The sequence below is a fragment of the Rhodospira trueperi genome (assembly GCF_900101965.1).
GTDB classification, from domain to species: Bacteria; Pseudomonadota; Alphaproteobacteria; order Rhodospirillales; family Rhodospirillaceae; genus Rhodospira; species Rhodospira trueperi.
Genome location: NZ_FNAP01000012.1, coordinates 79,703 through 103,188 on the forward strand (window position 1 = coordinate 79,703; position 23,486 = coordinate 103,188).

At 66.6% G+C, this 23,486-nt stretch carries 19 protein-coding genes; 3 read left to right on the forward strand and 16 right to left on the reverse strand.

Translation table 11 applies throughout. The annotated features are described in order from the left end of the window. Positions 1-38 precede the first annotated feature (38 nt). The 14 genes from lpxB to BLS85_RS14575 form a co-directional block, all read right to left on the reverse strand. On the reverse strand, positions 39-2,054 hold the full coding sequence (lpxB, locus tag BLS85_RS19725) for a lipid-A-disaccharide synthase (protein ID WP_342729461.1): 2,016 nt from the start codon (positions 2,052-2,054) through the stop codon (positions 39-41). A 46-nt stretch (positions 2,055-2,100) separates the two neighbouring features. Further along, a complete protein-coding gene (gene lpxA / locus BLS85_RS14515; protein WP_092787455.1) occupies positions 2,101-2,907 on the reverse strand; it encodes an acyl-ACP--UDP-N-acetylglucosamine O-acyltransferase in 807 nt (268 codons plus the stop codon). A gap of 61 nt (positions 2,908-2,968) precedes the next feature. Then, on the reverse strand, positions 2,969-3,439 hold the full coding sequence (gene fabZ / locus BLS85_RS14520) for a 3-hydroxyacyl-ACP dehydratase FabZ (protein ID WP_092787491.1): 471 nt from the start codon (positions 3,437-3,439) through the stop codon (positions 2,969-2,971). 220 nt (positions 3,440-3,659) lie between these two features. After that, positions 3,660-4,313, reverse strand: coding sequence for an OmpH/Skp family outer membrane protein (locus tag BLS85_RS14525; protein WP_176793765.1), 654 nt, complete (start codon positions 4,311-4,313; stop codon positions 3,660-3,662). 107 nt (positions 4,314-4,420) lie between these two features. Continuing rightward, complete coding sequence (gene bamA / locus BLS85_RS14530) at positions 4,421-6,667, reverse strand: outer membrane protein assembly factor BamA (protein ID WP_342729462.1); 2,247 nt, start codon at positions 6,665-6,667, stop codon at positions 4,421-4,423. 163 nt (positions 6,668-6,830) lie between these two features. Beyond that, a complete protein-coding gene (gene rseP / locus BLS85_RS14535) occupies positions 6,831-7,979 on the reverse strand; it encodes an RIP metalloprotease RseP (RefSeq protein ID WP_245699247.1) in 1,149 nt (382 codons plus the stop codon). 40 nt (positions 7,980-8,019) lie between these two features. Beyond that, positions 8,020-9,210, reverse strand: a complete 1,191-nt coding sequence (locus tag BLS85_RS14540) for a 1-deoxy-D-xylulose-5-phosphate reductoisomerase (protein ID WP_092787457.1) — start codon at positions 9,208-9,210, stop codon at positions 8,020-8,022. Next, positions 9,204-10,007: a phosphatidate cytidylyltransferase gene (locus BLS85_RS14545; RefSeq protein WP_092787458.1), complete on the reverse strand. Its 804-nt coding sequence runs from the start codon at positions 10,005-10,007 to the stop codon at positions 9,204-9,206. The genes BLS85_RS14540 and BLS85_RS14545 overlap by 7 nt, the downstream gene beginning before the upstream one ends. Positions 10,008-10,021: 14 nt before the next feature. After that, positions 10,022-10,759, reverse strand: a complete 738-nt coding sequence (locus BLS85_RS14550) for an isoprenyl transferase (protein WP_092787459.1) — start codon at positions 10,757-10,759, stop codon at positions 10,022-10,024. A gap of 120 nt (positions 10,760-10,879) precedes the next feature. After that, complete coding sequence (frr, locus tag BLS85_RS14555) at positions 10,880-11,401, reverse strand: ribosome recycling factor (protein WP_218128445.1); 522 nt, start codon at positions 11,399-11,401, stop codon at positions 10,880-10,882. Between the two features lie 55 nt (positions 11,402-11,456). Further along, positions 11,457-12,257, reverse strand: a complete 801-nt coding sequence (gene pyrH, locus BLS85_RS14560) for a UMP kinase (protein ID WP_092787461.1) — start codon at positions 12,255-12,257, stop codon at positions 11,457-11,459. Positions 12,258-12,321: 64 nt separating this feature from the next. Next, a complete protein-coding gene (gene tsf, locus BLS85_RS14565) occupies positions 12,322-13,248 on the reverse strand; it encodes a translation elongation factor Ts (RefSeq protein ID WP_092787462.1) in 927 nt (308 codons plus the stop codon). Between the two features lie 160 nt (positions 13,249-13,408). After that, positions 13,409-14,218, reverse strand: a complete 810-nt coding sequence (gene rpsB / locus BLS85_RS14570) for a 30S ribosomal protein S2 (RefSeq protein ID WP_092787463.1) — start codon at positions 14,216-14,218, stop codon at positions 13,409-13,411. A gap of 443 nt (positions 14,219-14,661) precedes the next feature. Beyond that, positions 14,662-15,600, reverse strand: a complete 939-nt coding sequence (locus BLS85_RS14575; protein WP_092787464.1) for an NAD(P)H-binding protein — start codon at positions 15,598-15,600, stop codon at positions 14,662-14,664. 419 nt (positions 15,601-16,019) lie between these two features. On the opposite strand from BLS85_RS14575, the gene BLS85_RS14580 reads away from it, so the two are divergent. The 3 genes from BLS85_RS14580 (at position 16,020) to BLS85_RS14590 (ending at position 20,684) form a co-directional block, all read left to right on the forward strand. Then, positions 16,020-16,907: an EipB family protein gene (locus BLS85_RS14580; RefSeq protein ID WP_176793769.1), complete on the forward strand. Its 888-nt coding sequence runs from the start codon at positions 16,020-16,022 to the stop codon at positions 16,905-16,907. An 18-nt stretch (positions 16,908-16,925) separates the two neighbouring features. Further along, complete coding sequence (locus tag BLS85_RS14585) at positions 16,926-17,120, forward strand: DUF1289 domain-containing protein (RefSeq protein ID WP_092787466.1); 195 nt, start codon at positions 16,926-16,928, stop codon at positions 17,118-17,120. Positions 17,121-17,357: 237 nt separating this feature from the next. Beyond that, entirely contained in the window at positions 17,358-20,684 is a 3,327-nt protein-coding gene (locus BLS85_RS14590) for a PAS domain S-box protein (protein ID WP_092787467.1), read from the forward strand. A 70-nt stretch (positions 20,685-20,754) separates the two neighbouring features. Here the strand turns inward: BLS85_RS14590 and BLS85_RS14595 are convergent, their stop codons facing one another. Together BLS85_RS14595 and BLS85_RS14600 are read right to left on the reverse strand one after the other, a co-directional pair. Further along, positions 20,755-22,707: an HD domain-containing phosphohydrolase gene (locus BLS85_RS14595; protein WP_176793771.1), complete on the reverse strand. Its 1,953-nt coding sequence runs from the start codon at positions 22,705-22,707 to the stop codon at positions 20,755-20,757. 40 nt (positions 22,708-22,747) lie between these two features. Continuing rightward, positions 22,748-23,485, reverse strand: a complete 738-nt coding sequence (locus BLS85_RS14600; RefSeq protein ID WP_092787469.1) for a hypothetical protein — start codon at positions 23,483-23,485, stop codon at positions 22,748-22,750. Position 23,486: the final 1 nt, after the last annotated feature.

The following is a 23,486-nucleotide window of genomic DNA, read 5'->3' on the forward strand; positions in this document are numbered from 1 at the left end:
AGAGCGCGTTGCGTGCGTTCTGCATCACGCGACGCGCTCTAAGGCGATTCCTCACCCTGAACGTGGGCCGCGATGACCGCCGCCGCGCGGTCGCTGGGGGATGCGCCGGCCTCGCCGACGAGGCGCCGACGCGCCTTGGCGAAGTCCTCGCGCTGGCGCGCGGCCGACGAAGCCCCGTCGAGCAGCGGCGCCATGGCCTTCGCCAAGCGGCCCGGCCGGCAGTCCTTCTGCAACAGTTCCGGCACCACCAGACGATCCATCAGGATGTTCACGGGTCCGGCGTACCGCAGCGGCGTCATCAGCCGAAACAGGGTCGCCGAGACCGGATTGACGCGGTAAGCGATCACATGCGGCACGTCGGCCATGGCCAGTTCCAGGCTGACCGTTCCCGACGCCGCCAGCGCCGCCGTGGCGGCCGCGAAGGCGTCATGCTTCTCCGCCGCACCGCGAACCGCAAGGGCGGGGACCGGCCAGTCAACCAGGGCCGCTTCCACCGTATCCGCCACCGTCGCGACCGTGGGCACGACCACGCGCAGGCCGGGGCGGTCGGCGGCCAGCCGCTCCACCGCCGCCCGAAAGATCGGCAGCAGCCGCCCGACCTCGGTGCGGCGGCTGCCGGGCAGGACGACCAGAATCGGGACGTCGGCCGCAATGCCGTGGCGCTGACGGAACGCAGCCCCATCGCCCCGGTCGGCGCCGCTTTCGATCACGGCATGGCCGACGTGGGTGCAAGCCAGCCCGAGCGGGCTGAAATACGCGCATTCAAACGGCCACAGGGTCATCAGGTGATCAACCCGCTCCGCCACCGCATGCTTGCGGCTTTCCTTCCACGCCCAGACCATGGGGGCGACATAGTGAACGCGCGGCACCGTCGATCCGCGTGCCTTCAGGGCCTTGGCCACGCGCCCGGTGAAACCCCAGGAGTCCACCGTGACGACGACGGCCGGGCGGGTCCGTTCGATGTGCGCCACCGTCTCGGCGATGCGGCGCTTCAGCGCCAGGGCGCGCGGCAGCACCTCCAGGAACCCCATGATGGCCAGTTCGCGCTGGTCGATGCGGCTCTCCAGACCCTGTTCGGCCATGGCTTCGCCGCCGATGCCGGCGAAGCGGACACGATCCCCCAGGCGCGCGCGCACCGCCGCCATCAGCCGGGCGGCCAGGGCGTCGCCCGACGGCTCCCCGGCGATCAGGTAGATCAGCGGGTCGTCCCCGTCGTCCCCCCCCCTTTCCGTTGCCTTGGCCGCCTCCGCCTCCAGGCCGATCAGGAACAGACCGAGCGCGTCGGCCCGCTCGACCATCGCCGCCTGGTCCAGCAACAGGGCCGCCCCGGCCTCATAGGCAATGCCGCGCAATCCGGCCGCGTGGGCCACCTCGACCGACGCAACGCCAAGGGTCGGCAGATCGGCGCGCCGATCCTGCCCGGGCTTGCAGACCTTCACCAGAACGCCACCAGTGCCGGGCAGGCGCAGCGATCCGCAGCGGGCCAGCAGGGCGTCGGTTCCCTCCAGGGCCTCCACGCCCAGCACAACACCTTGCTGCACGACGACCGACTGTCCCACGTCCACCGCGCCCAGGGCATGGGCCACGGCCCGGCCGCGCCGGATATCGACCCACGCCGCCGCGTCCGGCCGGTGCCGGCCGCGCGGGCCGGCCGCGCCCAGGCCATCATCGAGAATCGTGTGCGCGGGATGCACCTTGAGCCCCTCGGCTTCCATCTGGGCCATGACCGCGCGCAGAAGGCCGTCATCCCCCAAGGCGCGCATGCCGACCCGGGCCACGAACCGGGCGGCGTAGGCGTCGGGCCAGAGGCTGGACAGGCTGGGCCGGCGCACGCCGCCGGCCAGGATCAGGTCGGAGATGCCATGTTTTCGGGCATACGCCAGCGCCGCCCCGCCCTGCCCCAGCCGGTAGCTGACGACGGGGACATCCAGGTCGGCATAGGCGTCTGGGTCGCCATGGCCCTTGATGATGAGCACATGCAGCGGGCGCCCTTCCGCCCGGCAGCGCGCGGCGACCCGCACGGGCAAATCGCCCCGCCCGGCGATCAGGGCCAAGGGCGTGTCCCGGGACAGCGAGCGCATGGCGGACGGCGCGGCGCGGTCAGGCCAGTTCGGTGCCGGGATGCGCCGGCCCGCACAATCCCCGATCCGACTTGCCCCGGATGAACGCCAGCACCTCCATGACCGGCGCGACGCCGTCAAAGCTGGCGGCGACCTCCTCGGCCCGGTCGGCGATCACGCCGTCTTCCTCGAAGAGCATGCGGTAGGCCGACCGCAGCGCCTGGATCTCCTCGCGGGAGAAGCCGCGCCGCTTCAGGCCGATCAGATTGAGCCCATGCAAGCGCGCGCGGTTGCCCATGACGGACCCGAACGGAATGACGTCGGTCTCCACGCCGGAGACCCCGCCGACCATGGCGTGCTTGCCGATGCGCACGAACTGATGCACCGCGCTGCCGCCGCCCAGGATGGCATGGTCGTCGATGTGGATGTGACCGGCGAGCAGAACGTTGTTGGCCAGGATGACGCCGTCGCCGATGTGGCAATCGTGGGCCACGTGGCAGCCGACCATGAACAGGCCGCCGTCCCCGATCCGGGTCAGGCCACCGCCGCCCTCGGTGCCGGGGTTCATGGTCACATGTTCGCGAACAACGTTGTTGGCCCCGATGACCAGGTCGGTCTTCTCGCCCTTGAACTTCAGGTCCTGGGGCGGCAGTCCCACGGTCGCGAACGGATAGATCCGCGTGCCGGACCCGACGCGGGTCCGCCCGTCCACCACGACATGGGAGAGCAGGGTCACGCCGGCCTCAAGTGTCACCTCGGCGCCCACCGTGCAGAAGGGACCGACGGTGACATCGTCCGCCAAGTTGGCGGCGGGATCGACGATGGCGCTGGGATGCACGGAGGGCATGCGGACAGGTGTCCCTTTTCTACGACGGTGTTTGGGGCGGACGAGGGGGCGCGGGGGGCGGCTAGTTGTCCATGATCATGGCCGAATAGGTGGCGTCGGCCACCACGGTGTCGTCCACCAGGGCACGGCCCGCGAACTTCCACACGCTGCCCCTGTTGCGCTGTTTGGTGACCTCCAGCAACAACCGGTCGCCGGGCACGACGGGTTTGCGGAAGCGCGCCGAGTCCACGCTCATGAAATAGACCAGTTTGCCCTCGGCGGCCTCACCCAGCGTGGCCACCACAAGGACGGCGGCGGTCTGGGCCATGGCCTCAATCACGAGAACCCCAGGCATGACGGCCTTGTTCGGGAAATGGCCCTGGAAATGCGGTTCGTTGTTGGTGACGTTCTTGACCCCGACGGCACTCTCGCCCAAGTGGACATTGATCAATTTGTCCACCATAAGAAAAGGATAGCGGTGTGGAATCATATCGAGGATGCGATCCGCCTCAATCACAAAGCCGTTATCCTGGTGTGTGCCGAAGTCGTCCATACCGTCCATGCCCCTCCTGACATCGCCCCGCAGAGCCGGCAAGGCCCGACCCTCGTGACACAACCCGCGTTCCCTTACACCCGCCGTAGGCCCGACGCGACCCCCGCGTTCCGCCGTCAATCCGGTGCCGCCGCGCGGCCCACAATATCGCGTTCGCCGGCCGTGACAAGTGTGCGAGCGGGTTTGTCGGCGCCCAAGCGTGTCCTACAGGATCGGCGGTCTACTGCCCTCCGCTGTTTTCGTCGATGGATGCCGGATCGGGGAACTCGACCGACGGCAGACGGTCATTCAACCGCTGCAGCACATCTTCGGTCATCTCCATGCGCGGATCGAACAGCGGCACCTGAGAGCGGTAGAGCACCAGGTTGATCCCGCGCTCCGCCGCCACCTCGTCGGCGATCACGGTAATCGTCCTCTGGACCTCCGAAAGCGCGATCGACAGCGCCCGTTCCAGGTTGCGGCGGCGCTCGGCCACGCGTTGTTCAAACGCGGCGACCTTGCCGCGAAACGCCTGGACTTGCTGCTGCATTTCCGGGGTCGGGGCCGCATCGGGCGGGATGGCAAGGCCGCGCTGTTCCTCGCGCAGGCTTTGTTCCTCGGCCGCCGTTTCCTTGTTGTAGGTCTCCAGGTACTGCTGCCGGTCGCTGTCCACACCGCGGGCGGCCGTCGACTCCCGCAGGATGCGCTGCATGTCGATAATGCCGATCGCGGCATTCGGAAACGTCTCCTGCGCCCGGGCCTGAGGCGCGGGCAGGCTGACCAGGACCATCGCCATGAGAAGCGCGGCCAACAGGCCCCGCGGCAGAGCGTCGAGGGAAGGCGAAAGGATCATCATGACCTCGGTTACACCATGGTTTGTCGGTTCGGCGGACACGTCGGGATGGGTCCGGCCGGACGGAACGCGTCTGCGCGACACTGTAGAACGGAACGATCCGTGGCGAAAGCGCCGCGCCGACCAAAGGCGCCGCATGCCCGCCCGCATCAGAACCGGGACCCGAAGCTGATCCGGAACAGTTCGTCTTCGTCGTAGGTCTGCTTGAGCACCGGGGTCGCCAACTCGATGTTAACGGGCCCCAGCGGCGAGGACCACAGGAAGCCGATGCCGACCGATCCCCTCAGGCTGACATCATGATCCATGAGGTTTTCCGGCACCCCGTCGGGTGTACCGGCCGCGCCCCAATCCGTGAACACCTTGGCGCCCAGTCCCAGTTCCTCCGGCAGACCGGTCGGCACGCGCATTTCAAGGCTCGCATCGGAAATCCAGTTGCCACCCAGGGCATCGCCCGTGGCCGTATCGCGGGCACTGGCGCCGGATGCCGCGAACCCCCGCAGATTGTTGCCGCCCAGGAAATATCGATGGCGGATGGACACGTCCTTACCCAGACCGAAGATGTATCCCACATGCCCGCGCACACTGAACACCCATGCCGGGTCCCAATCCAGTTCATCGCCGAGCGGATAGTGATACGACGCCTCCATATCGGTGCGCAGGAAACGGGCATCGCCGCCCAGCCCGGCCAGATCATTGGCAATCTGAAAGCGATATCCCTCGGTGGGAATCAGGCGGGAATCCCGGGTGTCATACGTCAGCGCATGGCCGACCATGGACAGAACCTCAATGCCCTCCTGCTGCTTGACGAACAGGGAGGCGCTGCTGTCCACGTCGAAGATTTCCTGCCTTTGCAGCGTGTACTTGAAGTCGTGCCGCCAATCGTCGGAGTAGCGGTAGCCGAACCGCAGGGCGCCGCCCACTTGGCGCAACTGGTGAGAGCTTTCGTCCTCCAGGTCCCTTTCAACGGCGAACAGGTCCACGCCAGCGGAAATCGGTCGGTCGAGGAAGTAGGGTTCGGTGAAGCTCAGGTCTAGTTCCGTGCGTCGCTCCGCCCAACTCACCCGGGCGGACAGGTCCTGGCCCCGACCCAGCAGATTGCGCTCTCTCACGCCGATCTCGACCATGGCGCCCAGGCTCGATGACCAGCCAACGCCGAACGACAGTTCGCCGGTCGACTGCTCCTCGACCTCCACGGTCACCACCGTGCGGTCGGGCTTGTCCACGACGGGTTCATTGTTGACCTCGACGGACTTGAAAAAGCCCAGATCCCGGATGCGCTGACGGGACCGCCGCAGTTTGGCGGAGTTGAAAGCATCGCCCTCGACAAGGCGGACTTCGCGGCGGATGACCTCGTCCAACGTCCGCACGTTGCCTTGAATGTCGATCCGTTCGACGAAGACACGCGGCCCCTCGCGCACGTCAAAGATCAGATTGATGATGTTGTTTTCGCGATCCCGCTGCACCCGCGGACGGACGTCAACGAACGCATAACCGAGTGACCCCACGCGCTCGGTGATGTTCTGAACGGTGTCCTCGATCTTTTCGGCGTTGTACCAGTCCCCTTCCTCGATCTCCAGGCCGGGCCGCAACATCTCGGGCGTCAGGTCCTCAAGAGAGGTTTCGATCTCCACCGTGCCGACACGGTAGCGGTCTCCCTCCGTCACCGTGAAGGTGATGAAGAAGCTCTCCCGATTCGGGGTCAGTTCGGCAATGGCGGACCGCACCTCGAAGTCCGCGTAGCCGCTTTCCAGGTAGTACCGGCGCAGCAGTTCCCGATCATAGGTCAGGCGATCCGGATCGAAGGTGTCGGAACTGGACAGAAGACGGTACCACCGCTCCTCCTCGGTGGAGATCACGCCGCGCAGGTCCGAATCGCTGAAGACCCTGTTGCCGACGAAGGTGATACGCCGGACATAGGTGGCCGGCCCCTCGTCGATCTCGAACACCAGATCGACACGGTTTTGGGGCAGTTCGATGATCTTCGGATCGACGGCCACGGCATACCGTCCCGAACGCCGATAGACCTCGAGGACCCGCCTGACGTCTTCCTGAACCTTGGCGCGCGTATAGACGGCGCGCGGGCGCAACTGCACCTCAGGAATCAAATCCTCGTTCTGGATGCGCTTGTTGCCCTCGAACGCCACGCGGTTGATGATCGGGTTTTCCACCACCACCACGACAAGATCCCCCCCCTCGCGACGCAGCGCGACGTCAGCGAACAGACCCGTGGCGAACAGGTCCTTCAGCGAACGGTCGATCAAACCCGGCGCGAAGAGATCGCCTTCCTGAACGTGAAGGTAGGTGCGGATGGTATCCGGTTCGATGCGCTGGGCGCCCTCGACAAGAATCCGCTCAATGACCGGAGCACCGACCGGTGCCGCAGCCGGGGACGACACGCCCTGCGCCCATACAGCCGGCGCCGGATATGTGATCGCCGCAAAAACCGCCGTCATGGCCAACAGCAGCGAGGCGAGAGAACTGCAGCGCGTACTCAACGTATCCCCCGGAAAAATACAGTGACGCCCCAACCTTAAGCGAAAAAAGCCCCAACGTCACCGGTCAACCTGTCAGATGCCGATCAATCAAATTCACGATGTCGTTCCATGTCACGAACACCATCAGGCTGAGGATCAGCGCCAGCCCAATCCGAAAACTGTATTCCTGGGCCCGTTCGTTCACGGGCCGGCCCCGAATGGCCTCCATGGCATAGAACACCAGATGACCGCCGTCCAGAACCGGGATGGGCAAAATGTTGATGAGGCCGAGATTGACGGACAGAAAAGCCATGAACAAGAGCAACGTTGTCAGCCCCAGTTCCGCCATTTGGCCGGACATCTCGGCAATGCGCAAAGGCCCGCCGAGATCCTCCGTGCCCCGTTCGCCGGCGATGATCTGGCCGACGGCAACAAACGTCGCCTCGACCAGGAAATACGAATGCGCGACGGCCTCCCCCACCGCCTCGCCGGGGCCGAGCCGGACGTTATCCTGACCCGCGGTGCTGGCGGCAATGCCGAGCACGGCCATCTCACGCGTTTCGCCCAGTTCGTCCGTGACTTCCTGGATCCGGGGCGTGGCCGTCGTCTCGACGCGTTGCCCGTCGCGTTCAACGACCAGCGTCACGCTGGCGCCGTTGGTCAACGGGATGCGGTGCTGCACTTGTTCAAAGCGGGACACCTCTTTCCCATCCATCGCCACGACCCGGTCACCCGGCTGGAGCCCGGCTTCCTCGGCGGCGCTGCCAGGAAGAACGTCGGAAATGATCGGCGGCGTAATCGCCATGCCCACCGACATGAAAATCCCGGCGTACAGCGCAATGGCGAAAACGTAGTTGGCGGCGGGGCCGGCCACCACCACGGCGGCCCGACGCCAGACGGGCTTGTGGTGGAACGAGACCGCTTTTTCCTCCTCGGTCATCTCGCGGTCATCGGCGCCGGTACTGGCTTCGTTCTCGTCACCGAAGAACTTGACGTAGCCGCCCAGGGGAATCGCCGAGAACTTCCAGCGCGTGCCGTGACGATCATTGACGCCAAACAGTTCCGGCCCAAAGCCGATGGAGAACACATCCACACGCACCCGATTCCAGCGGGCGACCAGGAAGTGCCCCATCTCGTGCACAAACACGACGATGGTCAGAACGACCAGCGCGGCAACGATGTTGAACACGCTGCCACTAACGAAGGGGAGGAATTCATTGAGAGTGCTCGGCACGATGCGGGTGTCTTTCGCGATCAGAAAGGATGGTCCGGGGTCAGGCCGCCAGATCCCCGACAAGGCCGGTGCATACGGCCCGTGCCTCTTGGTCGGCGGCCAGAACGTCCTCCAGGCTCACGGGGGCCGGTACGGCGACACGCTCCACGGTGCGGTCGACGAGCGCGGCGATGTCCAGGAACCCGATCCGGCGCCCGAGGAACGCGGCCACCGCAACCTCGTTTGCGGCATTCAGAACAGTTGGGCAGGCGCCACCGGCCTTCAAGACGTCCCGGACCAGCGTCAGCGCCGGGAAGCGGTCGTGGTCCGGGGTTTCGAACTGAAGCGTGCCGATACGGCCCAGGTCAAGCCGGGCCGTCGGCGCCGCCATGCGGTGGGGCCAGCCCAGCGTGAAGGCGATCGGCGTGCGCATGTCGGGGGTCCCGAGCTGGGCCAGAACCGAGCCGTCCTCGTAGGCCACCATGGAGTGAATGACGGACTGTGGATGGACCAGAATCTCGATTTTTTCCGGCGGCATGGCGAAGATGTGGTGCGCCTCGATGAACTCCAGGCCCTTGTTCATCATGGTGGCGGAATCGACTGAAATCTTGGCGCCCATCGACCAGTTGGGATGGGCCACCGCCTGTTCCGGCGTGACTGCGGCCATCGCCTCGCGGGTCCAGGTGCGGAACGGACCGCCGGATGCGGTCAGGATGATGCGTTCGACCCGGCTCTTCTGCTCGAAGTCGAACACCTGGAAGATGGCGTTGTGCTCACTGTCCACCGGCAGCAGGGTGGCGCCGTGTTCGGCGACCGCCGCCATGAACAGCGTGCCGGCGCAGACCAGGCATTCCTTGTTGGCCAGCGCCACCGTGGCGCCGCGCCGCACCGCCTCCAGCGTGGGTTCCAGGCCGGCGGCGCCGACGATGGCGGCCATGACCCAGTCGGCCGGACGGGCGGCGGCCTCACACAGGGCCTCGGGGCCGGCGGCGGCCTCGACACCGCTTCCGGACAGGGCCGCCTTCAGGTCACCGTAGCGGGCCGGGTCGGCGACAACCGCCATGCGCGCGCCGAACCGCCGCGCCTGCTCAGCCAGCGCCTCGACGTTGCCGTTGGCGGTCAGGGCCTCGACGCTGTACCGGTCGGGATCGCGCGCGATCAGATCCAGCGTGTTGGTCCCGATCGACCCGGTTGAGCCCAAAACGGTCACGGTGCGGGGTCCGTCCTTTTCCCCGCCGGGTTTGCTTACCACGTTGTCAGTCCCCCCTGCATGAGGATGATGGCCAGCGCCGCCACCGGTGTTGCCGCGATCAGGCCGTCGGCCCGGTCGAGCAGGCCGCCGTGCCCCGGAATCAGGCCGCCACTGTCCTTGACGCGGAACCGACGCTTGAACGCCGATTCCAGCAGATCGCCACCTTGTGACACAATGCTCAGACCAAGGGCCAGCACCAAAACGATTCCCGGCGAGGCCGCACCCAACAGCCATCCCGCCAGGACACCGACCACCGTGGCGAAGGCCAGGCCACCGATCAACCCGGCCCAGGTCTTTCGCGGGCTGAGACGGGGCCACAACAACGGGCCTCCGACCCTGCTCCCCACGACATACGCTGCGGTGTCCGTGGTCCACACGACCAGGAACAGCCACAGAACCGTCTCCCAGCCGGTGTCCAGATGGATCCAGGCGAGGGCGATGCTGGGCAGGCCGATATAGAGACTTCCGGCGGCGATCCACAGCGGACGCCGGCGATCAGCCTTGACGCGGTACAGCGCCGGCAGCATCCCCAGGAGCACCGGCAGCAGCGCCCAGCCCCCGAACGGAACCACGAGAAGAGGCGCCGTCGCGACCATGGCGATCAGCAGGCTCCCCGCCAGCCCTCGCCGGCCGCAACAGACCGTGCTCCACTCCCACGCCATGACGGCCGCGCACAGAGCCACCAGGACGTCGAACCAAGGCCATCCAAGTACGACCACCAGAACAACGGCGCTTGCCAGGACCAAGCCCGACATAACCCGTTTGCGCAGAAGGTCGCGCCGGCCCGTGTCCTTCATGGGGCGACGCCCTCCTATCCGGACAGAGCGCCGTAGCGCCGGTCGCGTTGGTGGAAGTCCACCAGGGCGCCCGCCAAGTGATCCTCGGTGAAATCGGGCCACGCCACATCGAGAAAGACCATTTCGGCATAGGCGAGTTGCCACAGCAGGAAATTGCTGATGCGCTGTTCGCCGCTGGTGCGGATCAGCAGGTCCGGGTCGGGCAGATCGGGGGCGTACAGTTCGGCGCCCAGACGGTCCTCGTCGATGCTGTCCGGGTCCAGGTGACCGGCGGCGGCGGCCGTGGCCAGGCGGCGGGCCGCGCGCGCGATTTCCGCGCGACCGCCGTAGTTCAGGGCAACGGTCAGAATCAGGCGGCTGTTGCCGGCCGTGCGCTGTTCTGCGTCGTTAATCAGGTCCAGAATGTCGGCGTCGATCCGGGTGCGCTCCCCGATCATGCGGACACACACACCCTCGCGGGCAAGTTCGGCCACCTCGTTGCGCAGGTACAGGCGCAACAGGCCCATCAGCGCGCTGACCTCGTCGCGCGGCCGGCGCCAATTCTCGGAGGAAAACGCAAACAGGGTGAGGTGCGTCACGCCGTGGCGCGCGGCGCCCTTGACACAAGCCCGCACCGCCTCGGCGCCCCGGCGGTGCCCGGCGACCCGGGGCAATCCCCGCGCCTGCGCCCACCGCCCGTTGCCATCCATGATGACCGCGACATGAAGCGGTGGCGGGGGCGTGTCATCGGAGGGGGCGGGAAGATGGGACATACCGGTGTCCAGACCAATGGGGTTGCGCACAAACAGAAGCGCGTCCCGGGGACCACGCCTGAGCCGCCCCGGATCGGCCGGTTCAGGCGGCAACGCGAAAAGGTCGGGGCAAACGCCCGATCAGACCTGCATGATTTCCTGTTCCTTGTGATGCAGGGCGTCATCGACGTGCTTGATCGCATCGTCCGTCAGCGTCTGCACCTCGGTGCCGTGCTTCTTGTGTTCGTCCTGCGAGATGGTCCCGTCCTTTTCCATCCGCTTCAGATGGTCCATGCCATCGCGACGGACGTTGCGGATAGCGACGCGGGCATGTTCGGCGTACTTGCCGGCCACCTTGGTCAGTTCGGCCCGGCGTTCCTCGTTCAGGGGCGGAATGGGCACGCGGATGGTCTGACCCTCGGATGCCGGATTGAGGCCCAGTCCGGCGTCCCGGATGGCCTTTTCCACCGCCTTGGCCATGGAGCGGTCCCAGACCTGAACGGTCAGCATGCGCGGTTCCGGCACGTTGACGTTGGCCACCTGATTGAGCGGCATGCTCGACCCGTAGGCGTCCACCATCACCGGGTCCAGCAAGCTGGCGTGCGCCCGACCGGTGCGCAGACCCGCGAATTCCTTCTTCAGGACATCCAGCGTACTGTCCATCCGATGCTTGAGGTCCTTTTTAAGGGCCGGGAAATCCGCTGGTTTGTCGCTCACGTCAGGTCTCCTCGCGAATGATCGTATACCGCCCGGCGCCGCGCAGAACAGTTCCCAATGCTCCCGCCTCGCCCAACGAGAACACCAGGATTGGTATCCCATTGTCCCGCGCCAAGGCAATCGCCGAGGTATCCATGACCCGCAGGTCCTGGCGCAGCATTTCACCGTAGGTCAGGGTAGCGTAGCGCTTTGCGCCGGGATTGGTTTTCGGGTCGGAGTCGTAAACACCGTCCACCTGGGTGGCCTTCAGCAGGGCATCGCAGTTCATTTCCACCGCCCGCAGCGCGGCGGCAGTATCCGTGGTGAAGAAGGGATTGCCGGTACCGGCGGCGAAGATCACCACCCGTCCCATGTCCAGATGCTGAACGGCCTGCCGGCGGTTGAAGGGTTCGCACACGGTATCCATAGGAATGGCGGACTGCACACGCGTGGGCACCCCGATGGCCTCCAGGAAGTTCTGGACCGCCAGCGCGTTCATCACGGTGGCCAGCATTCCCATGTAATCCGCGCTGGTCCGGTCCATGCCCTTGGCGGCCTGGGCCATGCCGCGGAAGATGTTGCCGCCGCCGATCACCAGACAGAGTTCAACGCCGGTGTCGTTGACCTCCTTGATCTCCCGGGCCACGCGACCAACCGTTTCGAGGTCGATCCCGTACCCTTGATCGCCCATCAGCCCCTCGCCGGACAGCTTCACCAGCACACGGCGGAATGAACGCGCAGCCGGATCCGGGACACACGCGACGTCTCCATCCGGGTCGTCGGCGGACGGAGCGGACGTCGTCAGGGTTTCGGGTTTCGTCATCGCACCGTCCTTGCCTGTCCGTGTCCGTCCCATCCGATCCGAAGCGCGCGTCCGCGCCCCTGCCCTACTTGTTGAGCTGCTGCGCGACCTCCTCGGCGAAGTCCTTCTCTTCCTTCTCGATGCCCTCACCCAGATTGAAGCGGACGAAAGCGCTCAACGTCACCGGTGCGCCGATATCCTTGGCGGCGGCCTCGACCACCTTGGCCACCTTGGTTTCGTTGTCCATCACATAGGTCTGATCGAGCAGACAGATCTCCTCGTAGTACTTGCGCAGACGCCCCTCGACCATCTTTTCGATGATGTTCTCGGGCTTGCCCGAATCGCGGGCCTGCTCGGTCAACACGGCGCGCTCGCGGTCCAGAGCGGCCGTGTCCACCTCGTCCCGGTTCAGGTACTGCGGCGCGGCGGCGGCCACGTGCATGGCCAGGTTCTTGCCCAGTTCACCAAGACGCGCCGCGTCACCTTCGGACTCCAGCGCCACCAGAACGCCGATGCGGCCCAGCCCCGGACGAACGGCGTTGTGGACGTACCCCGCCACGATCCCGGCGCCGACCTCCAACACCGCCGCGCGGCGCAGGTTCATATTCTCCCCGATTGTGGCGACCTGATGGGTCAGCTCCTCGCCCACGGTGCGACCGGAGCCGGGGAAGGCCTTGCCGCGCAACGCGTCGAGATCGTCACCCTCGCTCAGGACGAGGTCGCCCAGAGTCTCGACAAGACCCTGGAAGGTGTCGTTGCGGGCGACGAAATCGGTTTCGGCGTTCAACTCCACAACGGCGCCGCGCCGGCCGTCGGTCTTGACCGCAACCAGTCCCTCGGCGGCAACCCGGCCGGCCTTCTTGGCGGCGGCAGCGAGTCCCTTCTTGCGCAGCCAGTCGACGGCGGCATCCATGTCACCGCCGGATTCGTTAAGCGCCTTCTTGCAATCCATCATGCCCGCGCCGGTCTGTTCGCGCAGGTCCTTCACCATGGAGGCGGTGATCTCGGCCATGATTCTTCCTCTTCACTGGCGATGGGCGGGCGGCGGACCATCCCGGCGCCGCCGCCCGGGCAAATCGTTCGGGTATTCCGCGCGGCGGCGCACACGGGCCACCATCATGACAATGGCGGCAACCGGGGTCGCCGCCATCATCGGGTCCGGGCCGTCCGGATCAGCCGGCGGCGGCCTGCTCGGACGCGGGCTGTTCCGGCGTTTCAGGCGCCTCCGTGCTGCCCACCTCGGGTTCGGTCGGCGTCTCCATGGCGCCCAGGTCCACGCCGGCGGCGCTCATCTCGGCATGAATGCCATCCAGCGCCGCGCCGCTGATCAACTCACAATAGGTCTGGATCGCCCGAATGGCGTCGTCGTTGCCCGGAATCGGGTAGGTCACACCCTTGGGATCGCTGTTGCTGTCCAGCACCGCGACCACCGGAATGCCCAGCTTGTTGGCCTCACTGACGGCCAGATCTTCCTTGACCGTGTCGATGATGAACAGGATGTCGGGCAGGCCGCCCATTTCCTTGATGCCGCCCAGGGCAAGGTCGAGCTTGTCCTTCTCGCGGTTCAGGTTGAGCAGTTCCTTCTTGGTCAGGGCCGACAGTTCACCTGACTCCAGCTTCTCCTCCAGCTCGCGCAACCGCTTGATGGAGTGCGAGATGGTTTTCCAGTTCGTCAGCATGCCGCCGAGCCAGCGGTGATTGACGAAATACTGGCCGCAACGACGGGCGTTCTCGGCCACGATCTCCTGCGCCTGACGCTTGGTGCCCACGAACAGCACACGGCCGCCGCCGGCCACCACCTCGCGCACCGCCTCCATGGAACGGTGCAGCATGGGAACGGTCTGTTGCAGGTCAATGATGTGAACGTTGTCGCGAACCCCGAACAGGTACGGCGCCATCTTGGGGTTCCAGCGACGGGTGTTGTGGCCGAAATGGCAGCCTGCCTCGATGAGCTGGCGCATGGTGAAGGACGGCATGGTCATGATCGGAAGTCCTTGTCTTTTCCGGTTAGGCCGCCGCGGGACTTGAGCCGTCACGGAGAAACACGCCTGTGCGCCGCCATGCCGACACCGGAACGACCCGTCGGCTCCGTTCGCTTTTGTCCGAACGGTGCCCGGGCCGCGCTCCCGCGTGTGGGGTTGATGGGCGGCGTTCTACCGCGTCAGGACGCTCTTGACAAGCCCCGAGACCACCGAATCGCGGCCCGGCCGGGGTCCGCGCCGGCGCGCCGCACCCGCGTCATACAGCCCGACGATAGGATTGACTCGTCCGGCCTTCACGACGCCCAGCCGGCGGTGTTGAGTCTTTGTTTTTCTCGCCGCGCCGGCCGCCCAAAGGGCGGCCATCCTTGAATCGGCGTCGCGAAGCGACGCCAGAGGCGCGCCGGCCGGCCATCGAATGAAATCAACTCATTCGACGGCCGGTCTCAGACCGCCCTCGCGGCAAGCCATGTCAGGGTCGCCTTGATCGACACCTCGTGTGGGGTCAGCGACTGCGGCCCCATCAAGCCTTCCAGCTTGCCGGTGTCGAACGACATCGGTTTCATGTAGGACGGCACCATCGGCAGAAAGTCGCGCAGGTCGGCGTTCATCGACGCCGCGAAGGTCAACTTGACCCGGCCGTAGGTGTACACCGCGACGGCGCGGCCGATGGACCGTTCGCACATCCAGCCCAGATCGCGCCCGGTCAAATCGCCGTTGCCCGGAATCAGCCAACGCTGACCGTACGCCTCCGGATAGGCGGCCAGATCGGCCACCATGCGCACGGCGTCCGGCAGATAGGCATAGGGCCGTGGCAGGTCCCGGCGGCCCATCCAACTGACCCGGCGCGTCTTCAAGGCATCCCCCATGGCCTTCTGGGCGGGGCTGTTGACCACATCCGGGCCGTAGAAGTCGGGCAGGTGAGCGATACAGGCCCCGGTCTGCTCCAGAATGTCCTCCGCCTCCCGTCGCAGGCGGGCCGGCTGGGGGCCACGCGCGCGGGCGTGCATCTCCGTCAACGGCAGGTCCGCGTCGCGCACGGGCAGGTAAGACCAGACGTTGGACACCTGAACGAGTCGCGTTCCGGTGCGCCCCGCCGCCTCGGCGATGGTCCGGGCCACGCCGGGAAGCGCGCCCAGATCGCGAACCGGCATGCCGACGCAAACAAACGCCAAGGAGGCCCCGTCCATCACGCGGGCGGCGTCCTCCGTCCGGGATAGATCGGCGGGCGCGATCTCCACGCCCAGGCCGGTGAAGACGGCGGTCATCCGCTCCTCCGACCGCCCGACCACGCGCACCCGTCGGCCCCGGTCGATCATCAGGCGGGCCAGATGAAGACCGACGGGGCCACCAGCCCCAAGAATGACCACGGGTTCGTCGGACATGGTGTTGTCTCCCAGCTCGGATCCGGGCCCGGATCCGGTCTGCCCACCGCGCCAATGTCAAGAGGGATCAGGACCGACCTCTCGCAAACACCCGGCGCGACGCCCTGTGGGACCGACGATCCGTGCCGTCGTCGGCCTTATATGAACGTTTTTTCATAAACGAGAAAGATGCGCGTCACCCCAGGATCTCTAGCGTGATGAGAAGAAGAAGGCGTCCTACCCGCGTTCTTCCGTCCCCCGACCGGCGGTGCGTTCCCCCACGCACCGCCGGTTTTTTCTTGGCGTCCGGAGGCTCGGCCGGCAAAGCCTCACTCTTCCTTGGACTTCGCGGATGGGCCGGCCCACATTGGAGACATGGACGCCTGAGCGGCGCGCCCACTCTTCGGTCGATGACTCCAACGAAGCAGGAGAACCCTGGCATGATGACCCCCGGTGCAAGCGTAACCCCGCGACCGACCGCCCCGGCCCGACATCGCCTTGCCGCGCTGCTCTCCAGCCTGCTGGCGGCGCTGATCGGACTCGGGACGACAGGGGGCGCGAAGTTGGCGGCGGCCGAGGATGCCACGCGGGGGTTCCCGTTGGCGCCGCACGAGGCGCGATACGAACTCAGGCTGATGAGTCGCGCCCCCGGCAGCACGATCGTCGATGCCCGGGGCGACATGCACTACCGGTTCGTGGATACATGCGACGGCTGGACCATGGAGAGCCGGACCACGCTCGACCTGTATTACTCTTATGGGGCCCCCGTTCACACCGAATGGTCCCTTGTCTCGTGGGAGAGCAAGGAGGGCGATCAATACCGCTTCCGCGTGCGCTCGGAAAACAACGGCACCGTCGATCAGATCATCGACGGACGCGTGCGCACGAACGATGATGGGCGGGGCGGCGTGGTCACCTTCTCCAAGCCGGACGACAGCACGCTTGAGCTCGCGCCGGACGTTCTGCTGCCGATGCGGCACACCCTCGCCATTCTGCAGGCCGCCCACGACGGACAGCGGATTTTCACGGCCCCCATGTTCGACGGCTCCGATCCCGAGGGGCCGACGTTGGCCACGGCCGTCCTGACGCAGGCAGTGCCGGCCGGCGAGATATCGGAACTCCCTGATCATCCGCTCCTCAAGGGGCCGTCCTGGCGCCTTGTGCTCAGCTTCTTCGCCCCTGACAGTGCGGGCAGCCTGCCCGAATACGAACTCCAGTTGCGCTATCACGCCAACGGCGTCGCCGAGGAGGTCATCCAAGACTTCGGCATCATGGGCCTGCGGGCGTCCCTGAAAGACCTGAAGGCCATCGAGGACGGCGGCTGCTGAGACGGATGTGTGCCTGACATGACCGAACCGGACGACGATCCCGTGCCCTCGCCCTGCGTCTCCGTCTGTCGGCTCGACGCGACCGGCCAGACGTGCGCAGGCTGTGGGCGAACCCTTGAGGAAATCCGCCGCTGGACGCGCATGAGCCCGACCGAGCAGCGGACGGTCTGGCGCCGCCTGGGCAAGCTGCCCGGCGCCCCCGCCAAACGATGAACCCAACCGGCCCGGCCGACGAAGCAATATTTTCCCTCGGCTCCCTTGACGGTATTGTACGATCACCGAAAAAGGGGCTGCCCCCGGGATCGGGGCAGAAAGGGCGCCGTGCCCCTGACCGAGGCGCCGGGAACGGGTGGAGTACGGGGCTTGACCGGAGGGGACAGCGAACGGGGCGACGCCAGTCCGTCGCCTGCACCACGGAACGGGCGACCGGGCCGAGAGGGAGCGGCGCGGGTGTGGCGTCGTTTGCTGCCGCCCCTGTCGATTCTGCTCAGCCTGCTGGTGACCCTGCTGGGCGGCGTTCTGGTGACGGCCCGCAAGGAATCGCTGGACGCCGAAACCCGGCACATGTTCTCGGACACCCAGGACGACCTGCGCGCCACCCTGGAGCTTCAGGCCGACGGCCTTGAAATGCTGATCGATTCGATCACGCGCTCCCCGATCATGAAGCCTCTGCTGATCGACCAGGATCAGGACGCCCTTCAGGCGCTTTTCGACCCGCTGTACCGGTCCCTGAGAGACCACCATGACATCAATCATTTCAGTATCCACTTGCCCGATGGCGTGAACCTGCTGCGCCTGCACCAACCGGATCGCCATGGCGATCTCATCGCCCGCTTCACCCGCCAGAAAGCAGCGCGGACAGACGCACCGGCGTGGGGGGTGGAACTCGGGCCGCTGGGCACCCTGACGCTCCGGGTGGTGCGCCCGGTGACGAACGAGGGAAAACGGATCGGATTCGTGGAACTGGGCCGTGAGATCTATGACGCCCTGGACCACGCGCACACCATCGACCAGATTGATCTCGCCATCCTGATCGACAAGGTCCGCCTGCGCCGCGAGGACTGGGAGGTTGGCATGGCCATGCTGGGCCGGTCGGCCGACTGGAGCCGGTTCCCGGCGCATGTGCTGGTGTATTCCTCACGGGCGGAGGTGGAGCGACTCGTCCCCAGACTGACCCACACCGGCGAGGCCGGGGCTCCGGACGAGCCCGGAGAGGTCTTTGAACGGCTTCAGACGGACTCGTCGCAATGGCACGCCCTGAGCCTGCCGTACCGGGACGCCGACGGCACGGTGATCGGGCGCCTCGTCATCGCCCGCGACGTCACCGGCGCACTCACGGACTTCCGCTGGCTGGCGGGCGGTATCATCGCGGCCACGGTGCTGATCCTGGGCACGCTCCTGGCGGCTCTGTCCACGATTCTGCGCCGGACGGATCGCGACATCCTGGCCCATCAGGGAAAGCTGGCGGCCAGCGAGGAGCGCTTGCGGGCCACCCTGCTGTCCATCGGCGATGCCGTCGTCACCACCGACCCGGACGGCCGGGTGACGCAGATGAATCCGGTGGCCGAGACGATGACCGGATGGACGTCGGCGGAGGCGACCGGCCGGCCGCTTGATGAGGTGTTCATCATCCGCAATGCCGGCACCGGAACGCCCGTCGAAAGCCCGGTTCAGGCCGTTCTGGCCAGCGGCCAGCCGGTTGAACTGGGCAACGACACGGTCCTTACGGCCCGCGATGGAACGGACCGGCAGATTGCCGACAGCGCCGCGCCGATCCGCACGCCGAACGGCGCCATACAGGGAGTGGTGCTGGTCTTCCGGGACGTGACCGAAATCTATCAGGCCCGGCAGGAAATCCAGCGCCTGAATGAACGTTTCCGGATCGCGGTCGAATCGGCCGGAATCGGGGTGTGGGAGCTGGATCTGCAAACGCAGGCGCTGATCTGGGACGCGCGCATGTACGCTCTGTACGGCTTTGGCGCGGCACGGCCGGTCGGAGGATACGATCTGTGGGCCGAGCGGGTCCACCCAGACGACCGCGCTCGCGCCGAAGCGGAGGTTCAAGCGGCCATCACCGATAGCGACTTGCTTGACACCAGTTTCCGGGTCGTCTGGCCGACCGGAGAGGTCCGGCACCTCAAGGCATTCGCCCACACGGTGCGCGATGCGTCGGGCGCGCCCCTGCGTCTGCTGGGTGTGACCTACGACCTCACCGACACGCACCGCCTGCAGGAGCGGCTGAGGACCTCCGAACGGCGCTTCCGCGATATTGTCGAGTCCATGTCGGACTGGGTGTGGGAGATCGACCGCGACGGCCTGCTAACATATGTGTCCGGCCGGGTCTTCGCCAACCTGGGGCTACAACCCCGCGAGTTGTTGGGACGACCGCCGCGCGATTTCCTGATCGAGAACGACGCGGAACGCTTTGAGGCGGCATTGCAGACCGCCGCCGCGACCGGCGAGGCCTTCAAGACCTTGGAAACCTGGGCCCGAACGAAGGACGGCGCCCTGGTTCGGCTGGCATCCAGCGGGCTGCCGATTTTCGACGACGAGGGACGGCTGCGGGGATTCCGCGGCACCAACACCGATGTGACGGAACACCGGCAGATCGAGGATGTCCTGCGATTGCGGACCCGCGCCCTGGACGCCGCCGCCAACGGCATCCTGATTGTCCGGGCCGATGGCGATCAGCCCATCGTCTACTGCAATCCGGCGTTCGAGCGCATGACCGGCTATACCCAAAAAGAGGCGACCGGTCGCAACTGCCGCTTCCTTCAGGGCGAGAACCATGGCCAGCCCGATCTCGGCGACATGGCAGCCCGTCTGGCGGACGCCAGCCCTGACGAGGAACGATTCCACGGCCTGCTGTGCCTGTTCACCAAACTGGGCGGGGCGTTCTGGGCTCAGGTCGCCATCGCGCCCGTGCGCGACGGCGCCGGCGCCCCGACCCATCTCGTGGCCGTCCTGGAGGACGTCTCCGACCGGATCGCGCGCGAGCGCGACCTGCGCGAGGCCCGCGAACTGGCCGAGCAGGCGAGTGTCGCAAAGTCCACCTTCCTGGCCCGCATGAGCCACGAATTGCGCACGCCGCTCAACGCCATCATTGGCTTCTCCGAAATGATGGAACACCAGGTTTTCGGACCGGTCGGCCAGCACCAATACACCGAATATGTCCGCGATATCCGCCTCAGCGGCGAATATCTGCTGGCAATTATCAACGATGTCCTGGACATGGCGAAGGTCGAGTCCGGTCGCCTGACCTTGGAGGAAAGCCGCTTCCAGCCGCACGACGCCCTGGACTCCGCGATGTCGATGATGATCCGCCGCGCCGAGCAACGCAGTCTTGCGCTGGACGTTATCGTGGACGAGTCGATCAGCGAACTCTGCTTTGACGTGCGGGCGTTCAAGCAGATGGTCATCAATCTGGTCTCGAACGCCCTGAAGTTCACCCAGGCCGGCGGTCGAATCACGGTCGAACTGGCCCGCCGGGAAGACGGAAGCGCCACCCTCGAGGTCCGGGACACCGGCATTGGCATTCCGCCCAACGAACTGTCCAGGGTGCTGGAGCCGTTCCACCAGTCCACCTTGACCCGGGAGACCACTGAACCGGGCACCGGCCTGGGACTTGCGCTGGTCAAGTCGCTGATCGAGTTGCACGGCGGCACCATCGCCCTTGACAGCACCGTCAGCGCCGGCACCACCGTCACCCTGACCTTTCCGGCGCGCCGGGTCGTGTCGGCGTCGTCCGGCACTGACGTCGCCGACCCTGGGCGATGAAACGAGTGGCAGGACGTCCGTCGGGGTCGGTAACGCGGCGGTCGAGTGCGCCCAGCGGCGTTGTTTCTCTCTAGTACCGACCCGATTCGACGATCCGCGAAAGGGCGGCGACGACGTCTTCGTCGTACCGATCCGGCATCTTTTTCAGGATTTCCAGGATATCCTTCGGTGTCGCGCCCGACCGGTAGGACCGTCGGGCCGTGCGCGCGCTGAACACGTCGGCAACGGCCAGGATGCGGCCGGGCAGACTGAGTTCCTCTTCCGTCAGACCGTTGGGATACCCCGAGCCGTCCAGCCGTTCCGTCACCTCCAGCAGGGTGCGCGTGATCGGAAGTGCGGTATTCAATTGGTCCAGCAGGGTGCTGGCGTGGCGGATATGGGACTGGATGACCAGACGCTCTTCGTCCGTCAACCGCTCCACCTTGGTCAGAAGATCGCGCGGCACGAACAGCTTGCCGATCTGCGAGACCTGCGCGGTCAGTTCGATGGTCTGACGCGCCTCACCGCCGACTCCCATCTCGTCGGCGATCAGGCCCGCGATCCATTCCAACCGGGCCGCCTGGTCCGCCAGATAGGGATCGGCCGCCGACACCGTCCGCCCCAGAGCCCGGATCACGGTCTTCTGCTGGTCCTCCAAGCGGATGCGTTCCCGCATGACGTCGGTGATGTCCTGGACCAGCACCACCCACCGTTCATCGGCCGTGTCGATTGGCGGCAGTCGATTGCGCACCGCCGTGATCCAGCGCCGTTCGCCGGCCAACCCGCATTCCACGGGCGCCGACCGACGTCCTTCCGGCGTGCGGTCCAACAGAAGGACCGGAACCTCGGGGTCATCGAAGATGTCGGCGAGCGTCCGGCCCGTCAGCCCATCGGCGGAGACTCCGAGCAGGGTGCGGGCGGCCGCGTTGGCACGCTGAACCCGACCCCGGCTGTCGATCATGAACAGGTATTCGGTGATGCCATCGACGATGGTGTCCAGGATCTGATGCTCCGCCGCCATGTGATCGGCGAACCGCCGGTACTGGTCCGCCATGGCGCGGTTGCTCTGCGTGCCCTGACGCCAGGCCACCCCCATAATCAGCATGACGGCCGTGACGGCCGCCGCGGCGGAAACGAACTGGCCGGCCAGACCGGTGGCCCGGCTTTCGGTCAGATAGGCCTTCCGGGGCCGGGAGTACCGCAACGCCCAGGGCAGGCCCTTTGGAGCGTGGGTCAAGGACATGACAGCCCCTTCACCGCCCGACTGACCCGGATTGAGGCCGCTCTCTCCCGACCAGACGACCGAGACCCGCTCTCCGGGCAGGGCCAGGGCGCCGGGCTGCTCCAGCGCCTCGATCAACTCCGTGATCGGAAACCGCCCGATGATCAGCCCCACCACCTGATCCGGTTGTTGCAGGGAAAAGACGGGAACCAGGGCATCGACCGCGTCCGATGATCCGCCGACGTCGGCGGCAACCACCGCGCCACCCTCGTGCAAGGCCTCCGCGATGCCGTCGCCCCTCCGGTCGGCCAGCGCGCCGCCAGCCTTTCCGGCCACCAACCAAGGCACGCCGTCGGGATGGGCCAGGATCAGACCCGCAGCGCCGAAGGCGTTTGCCTGACGCTCCAGCGCCGCACGCAGGAAGCCCAGTTCGCTGGACACCTCCGCGTCCCGGTCCTCCAGTCGGGCGGTGTGCAGTTCCGTGGCGATGATCCTTAGCGCCTCCCCACCCGCCAGCGCGGACAGGCTCTCGCGGCGACTGTCGAGCCAGTCCGACAGACGGTCCAGCCGCCCGCTCAGGACGGCCTGCGCGCGCGCGCGCGCGCCCTCTTCCAGGCGGATCCGCTCGGCGTTCATGGCCGCCTGTGTGAGAACCAGACCGATGGACAGCACCAGAGCGCCGACGACGACCGCCAACCCGATCACCCAGCGCCGCGGCCCGGATTGGGTCGGCGGCCCGACGGTGCCCCCGTCGGACGCGCGGGCCGGGTCCTGCTCGGCCATTGCGGGGAACCCGCCGGTGGAGGGTTTGGCGTCGGTCATCCGTGGTGTCCTTCGCGTCACAGAAACGGGGGCCGGTCCATCAGTCGGATCCCGAAGACGCGGGATCATCCGCCAACGCCGGCTTTGGGAAATAAACCCATCGACCCGCATGATTGACCGCGTACAATGGAACGAAGCTCAGCCGACCACCCCGATCCAGGTCTTCCATGCCATAGCGTGTCATGGCGATGCGATGCGCGGCCGTTTCGACCAGCACAACGTGGGTCGTCTCTAGTGTCAGCGTGTCGCGCGCCATCACCAGACGCAGAGCCTTGGGGTCCAGCCCCGCCGCGCGCAGGGAGTAGTAGCGCGCCAGGGCGAGGGCCAATCCGCCACGGTCGGACCCGGCCAGAATATCCGGCATGGCCGGCCAGGGTCCGGAGCGCGAGGACGCTGGCGGGTCCGGCTGTTCCTGCAGCAGATCGCGGAGAAACCCGACGACGCGGCGGGCCTGCGCATCGGGCGGCAGCAGTGTAAGGCCCCGAACGTGGTTCAACCAAACCGTTTCGACAAGGGAAAGATCGCCGCACCGCGCCTCCAGGCAGGCCATCGCCTCCGGCAGCCATGACTCGAATGCCGCCAGCGCATCTCTCCATAGGGGAAACGCGGACAAGTCGGCCGCATGCACGGACACGGCGCCCAGATCGTCCAGACGGACACCCTCGCCCGCCAGCGCCGGTCCCGCCGCCAGAGCCGGCCCCGCCGCCAGAGCCGGCTGCAGGAGCGCCAGGGCGGCGAGCCCCATAAGCCGGCGTTGGATCGTGCGGACAACCGACATA

Excerpts from the sequence above, each read along its gene's own strand:
- BLS85_RS14585 (WP_092787466.1), top strand. The coding sequence starts at position 16,926 with ATGACCGAACCGGACGACGATCCCGTGCCCTCGCCCTGCGTCTCCGTC.
- lpxA (WP_092787455.1), bottom strand. The coding sequence starts at position 2,907 with ATGCCCTCCGTGCATCCCAGCGCCATCGTCGATCCCGCCGCCAACTTG.
- tsf (WP_092787462.1), bottom strand. The coding sequence starts at position 13,248 with ATGGCCGAGATCACCGCCTCCATGGTGAAGGACCTGCGCGAACAGACC.
- BLS85_RS14595 (WP_176793771.1), bottom strand. The coding sequence starts at position 22,707 with ATGACCGACGCCAAACCCTCCACCGGCGGGTTCCCCGCAATGGCCGAG.
- BLS85_RS14575 (WP_092787464.1), bottom strand. The coding sequence starts at position 15,600 with ATGTCCGACGAACCCGTGGTCATTCTTGGGGCTGGTGGCCCCGTCGGT.
- BLS85_RS14580 (WP_176793769.1), top strand. The coding sequence starts at position 16,020 with ATGATGACCCCCGGTGCAAGCGTAACCCCGCGACCGACCGCCCCGGCC.
- BLS85_RS14545 (WP_092787458.1), bottom strand. The coding sequence starts at position 10,007 with ATGAAGGACACGGGCCGGCGCGACCTTCTGCGCAAACGGGTTATGTCG.
- BLS85_RS14600 (WP_092787469.1), bottom strand. The coding sequence starts at position 23,485 with ATGTCGGTTGTCCGCACGATCCAACGCCGGCTTATGGGGCTCGCCGCC.
- frr (WP_218128445.1), bottom strand. The coding sequence starts at position 11,401 with ATGGACAGTACGCTGGATGTCCTGAAGAAGGAATTCGCGGGTCTGCGC.
- rpsB (WP_092787463.1), bottom strand. The coding sequence starts at position 14,218 with ATGACCATGCCGTCCTTCACCATGCGCCAGCTCATCGAGGCAGGCTGC.
- pyrH (WP_092787461.1), bottom strand. The coding sequence starts at position 12,257 with ATGACGAAACCCGAAACCCTGACGACGTCCGCTCCGTCCGCCGACGAC.
- fabZ (WP_092787491.1), bottom strand. The coding sequence starts at position 3,439 with ATGGACGACTTCGGCACACACCAGGATAACGGCTTTGTGATTGAGGCG.
- BLS85_RS14550 (WP_092787459.1), bottom strand. The coding sequence starts at position 10,759 with ATGTCCCATCTTCCCGCCCCCTCCGATGACACGCCCCCGCCACCGCTT.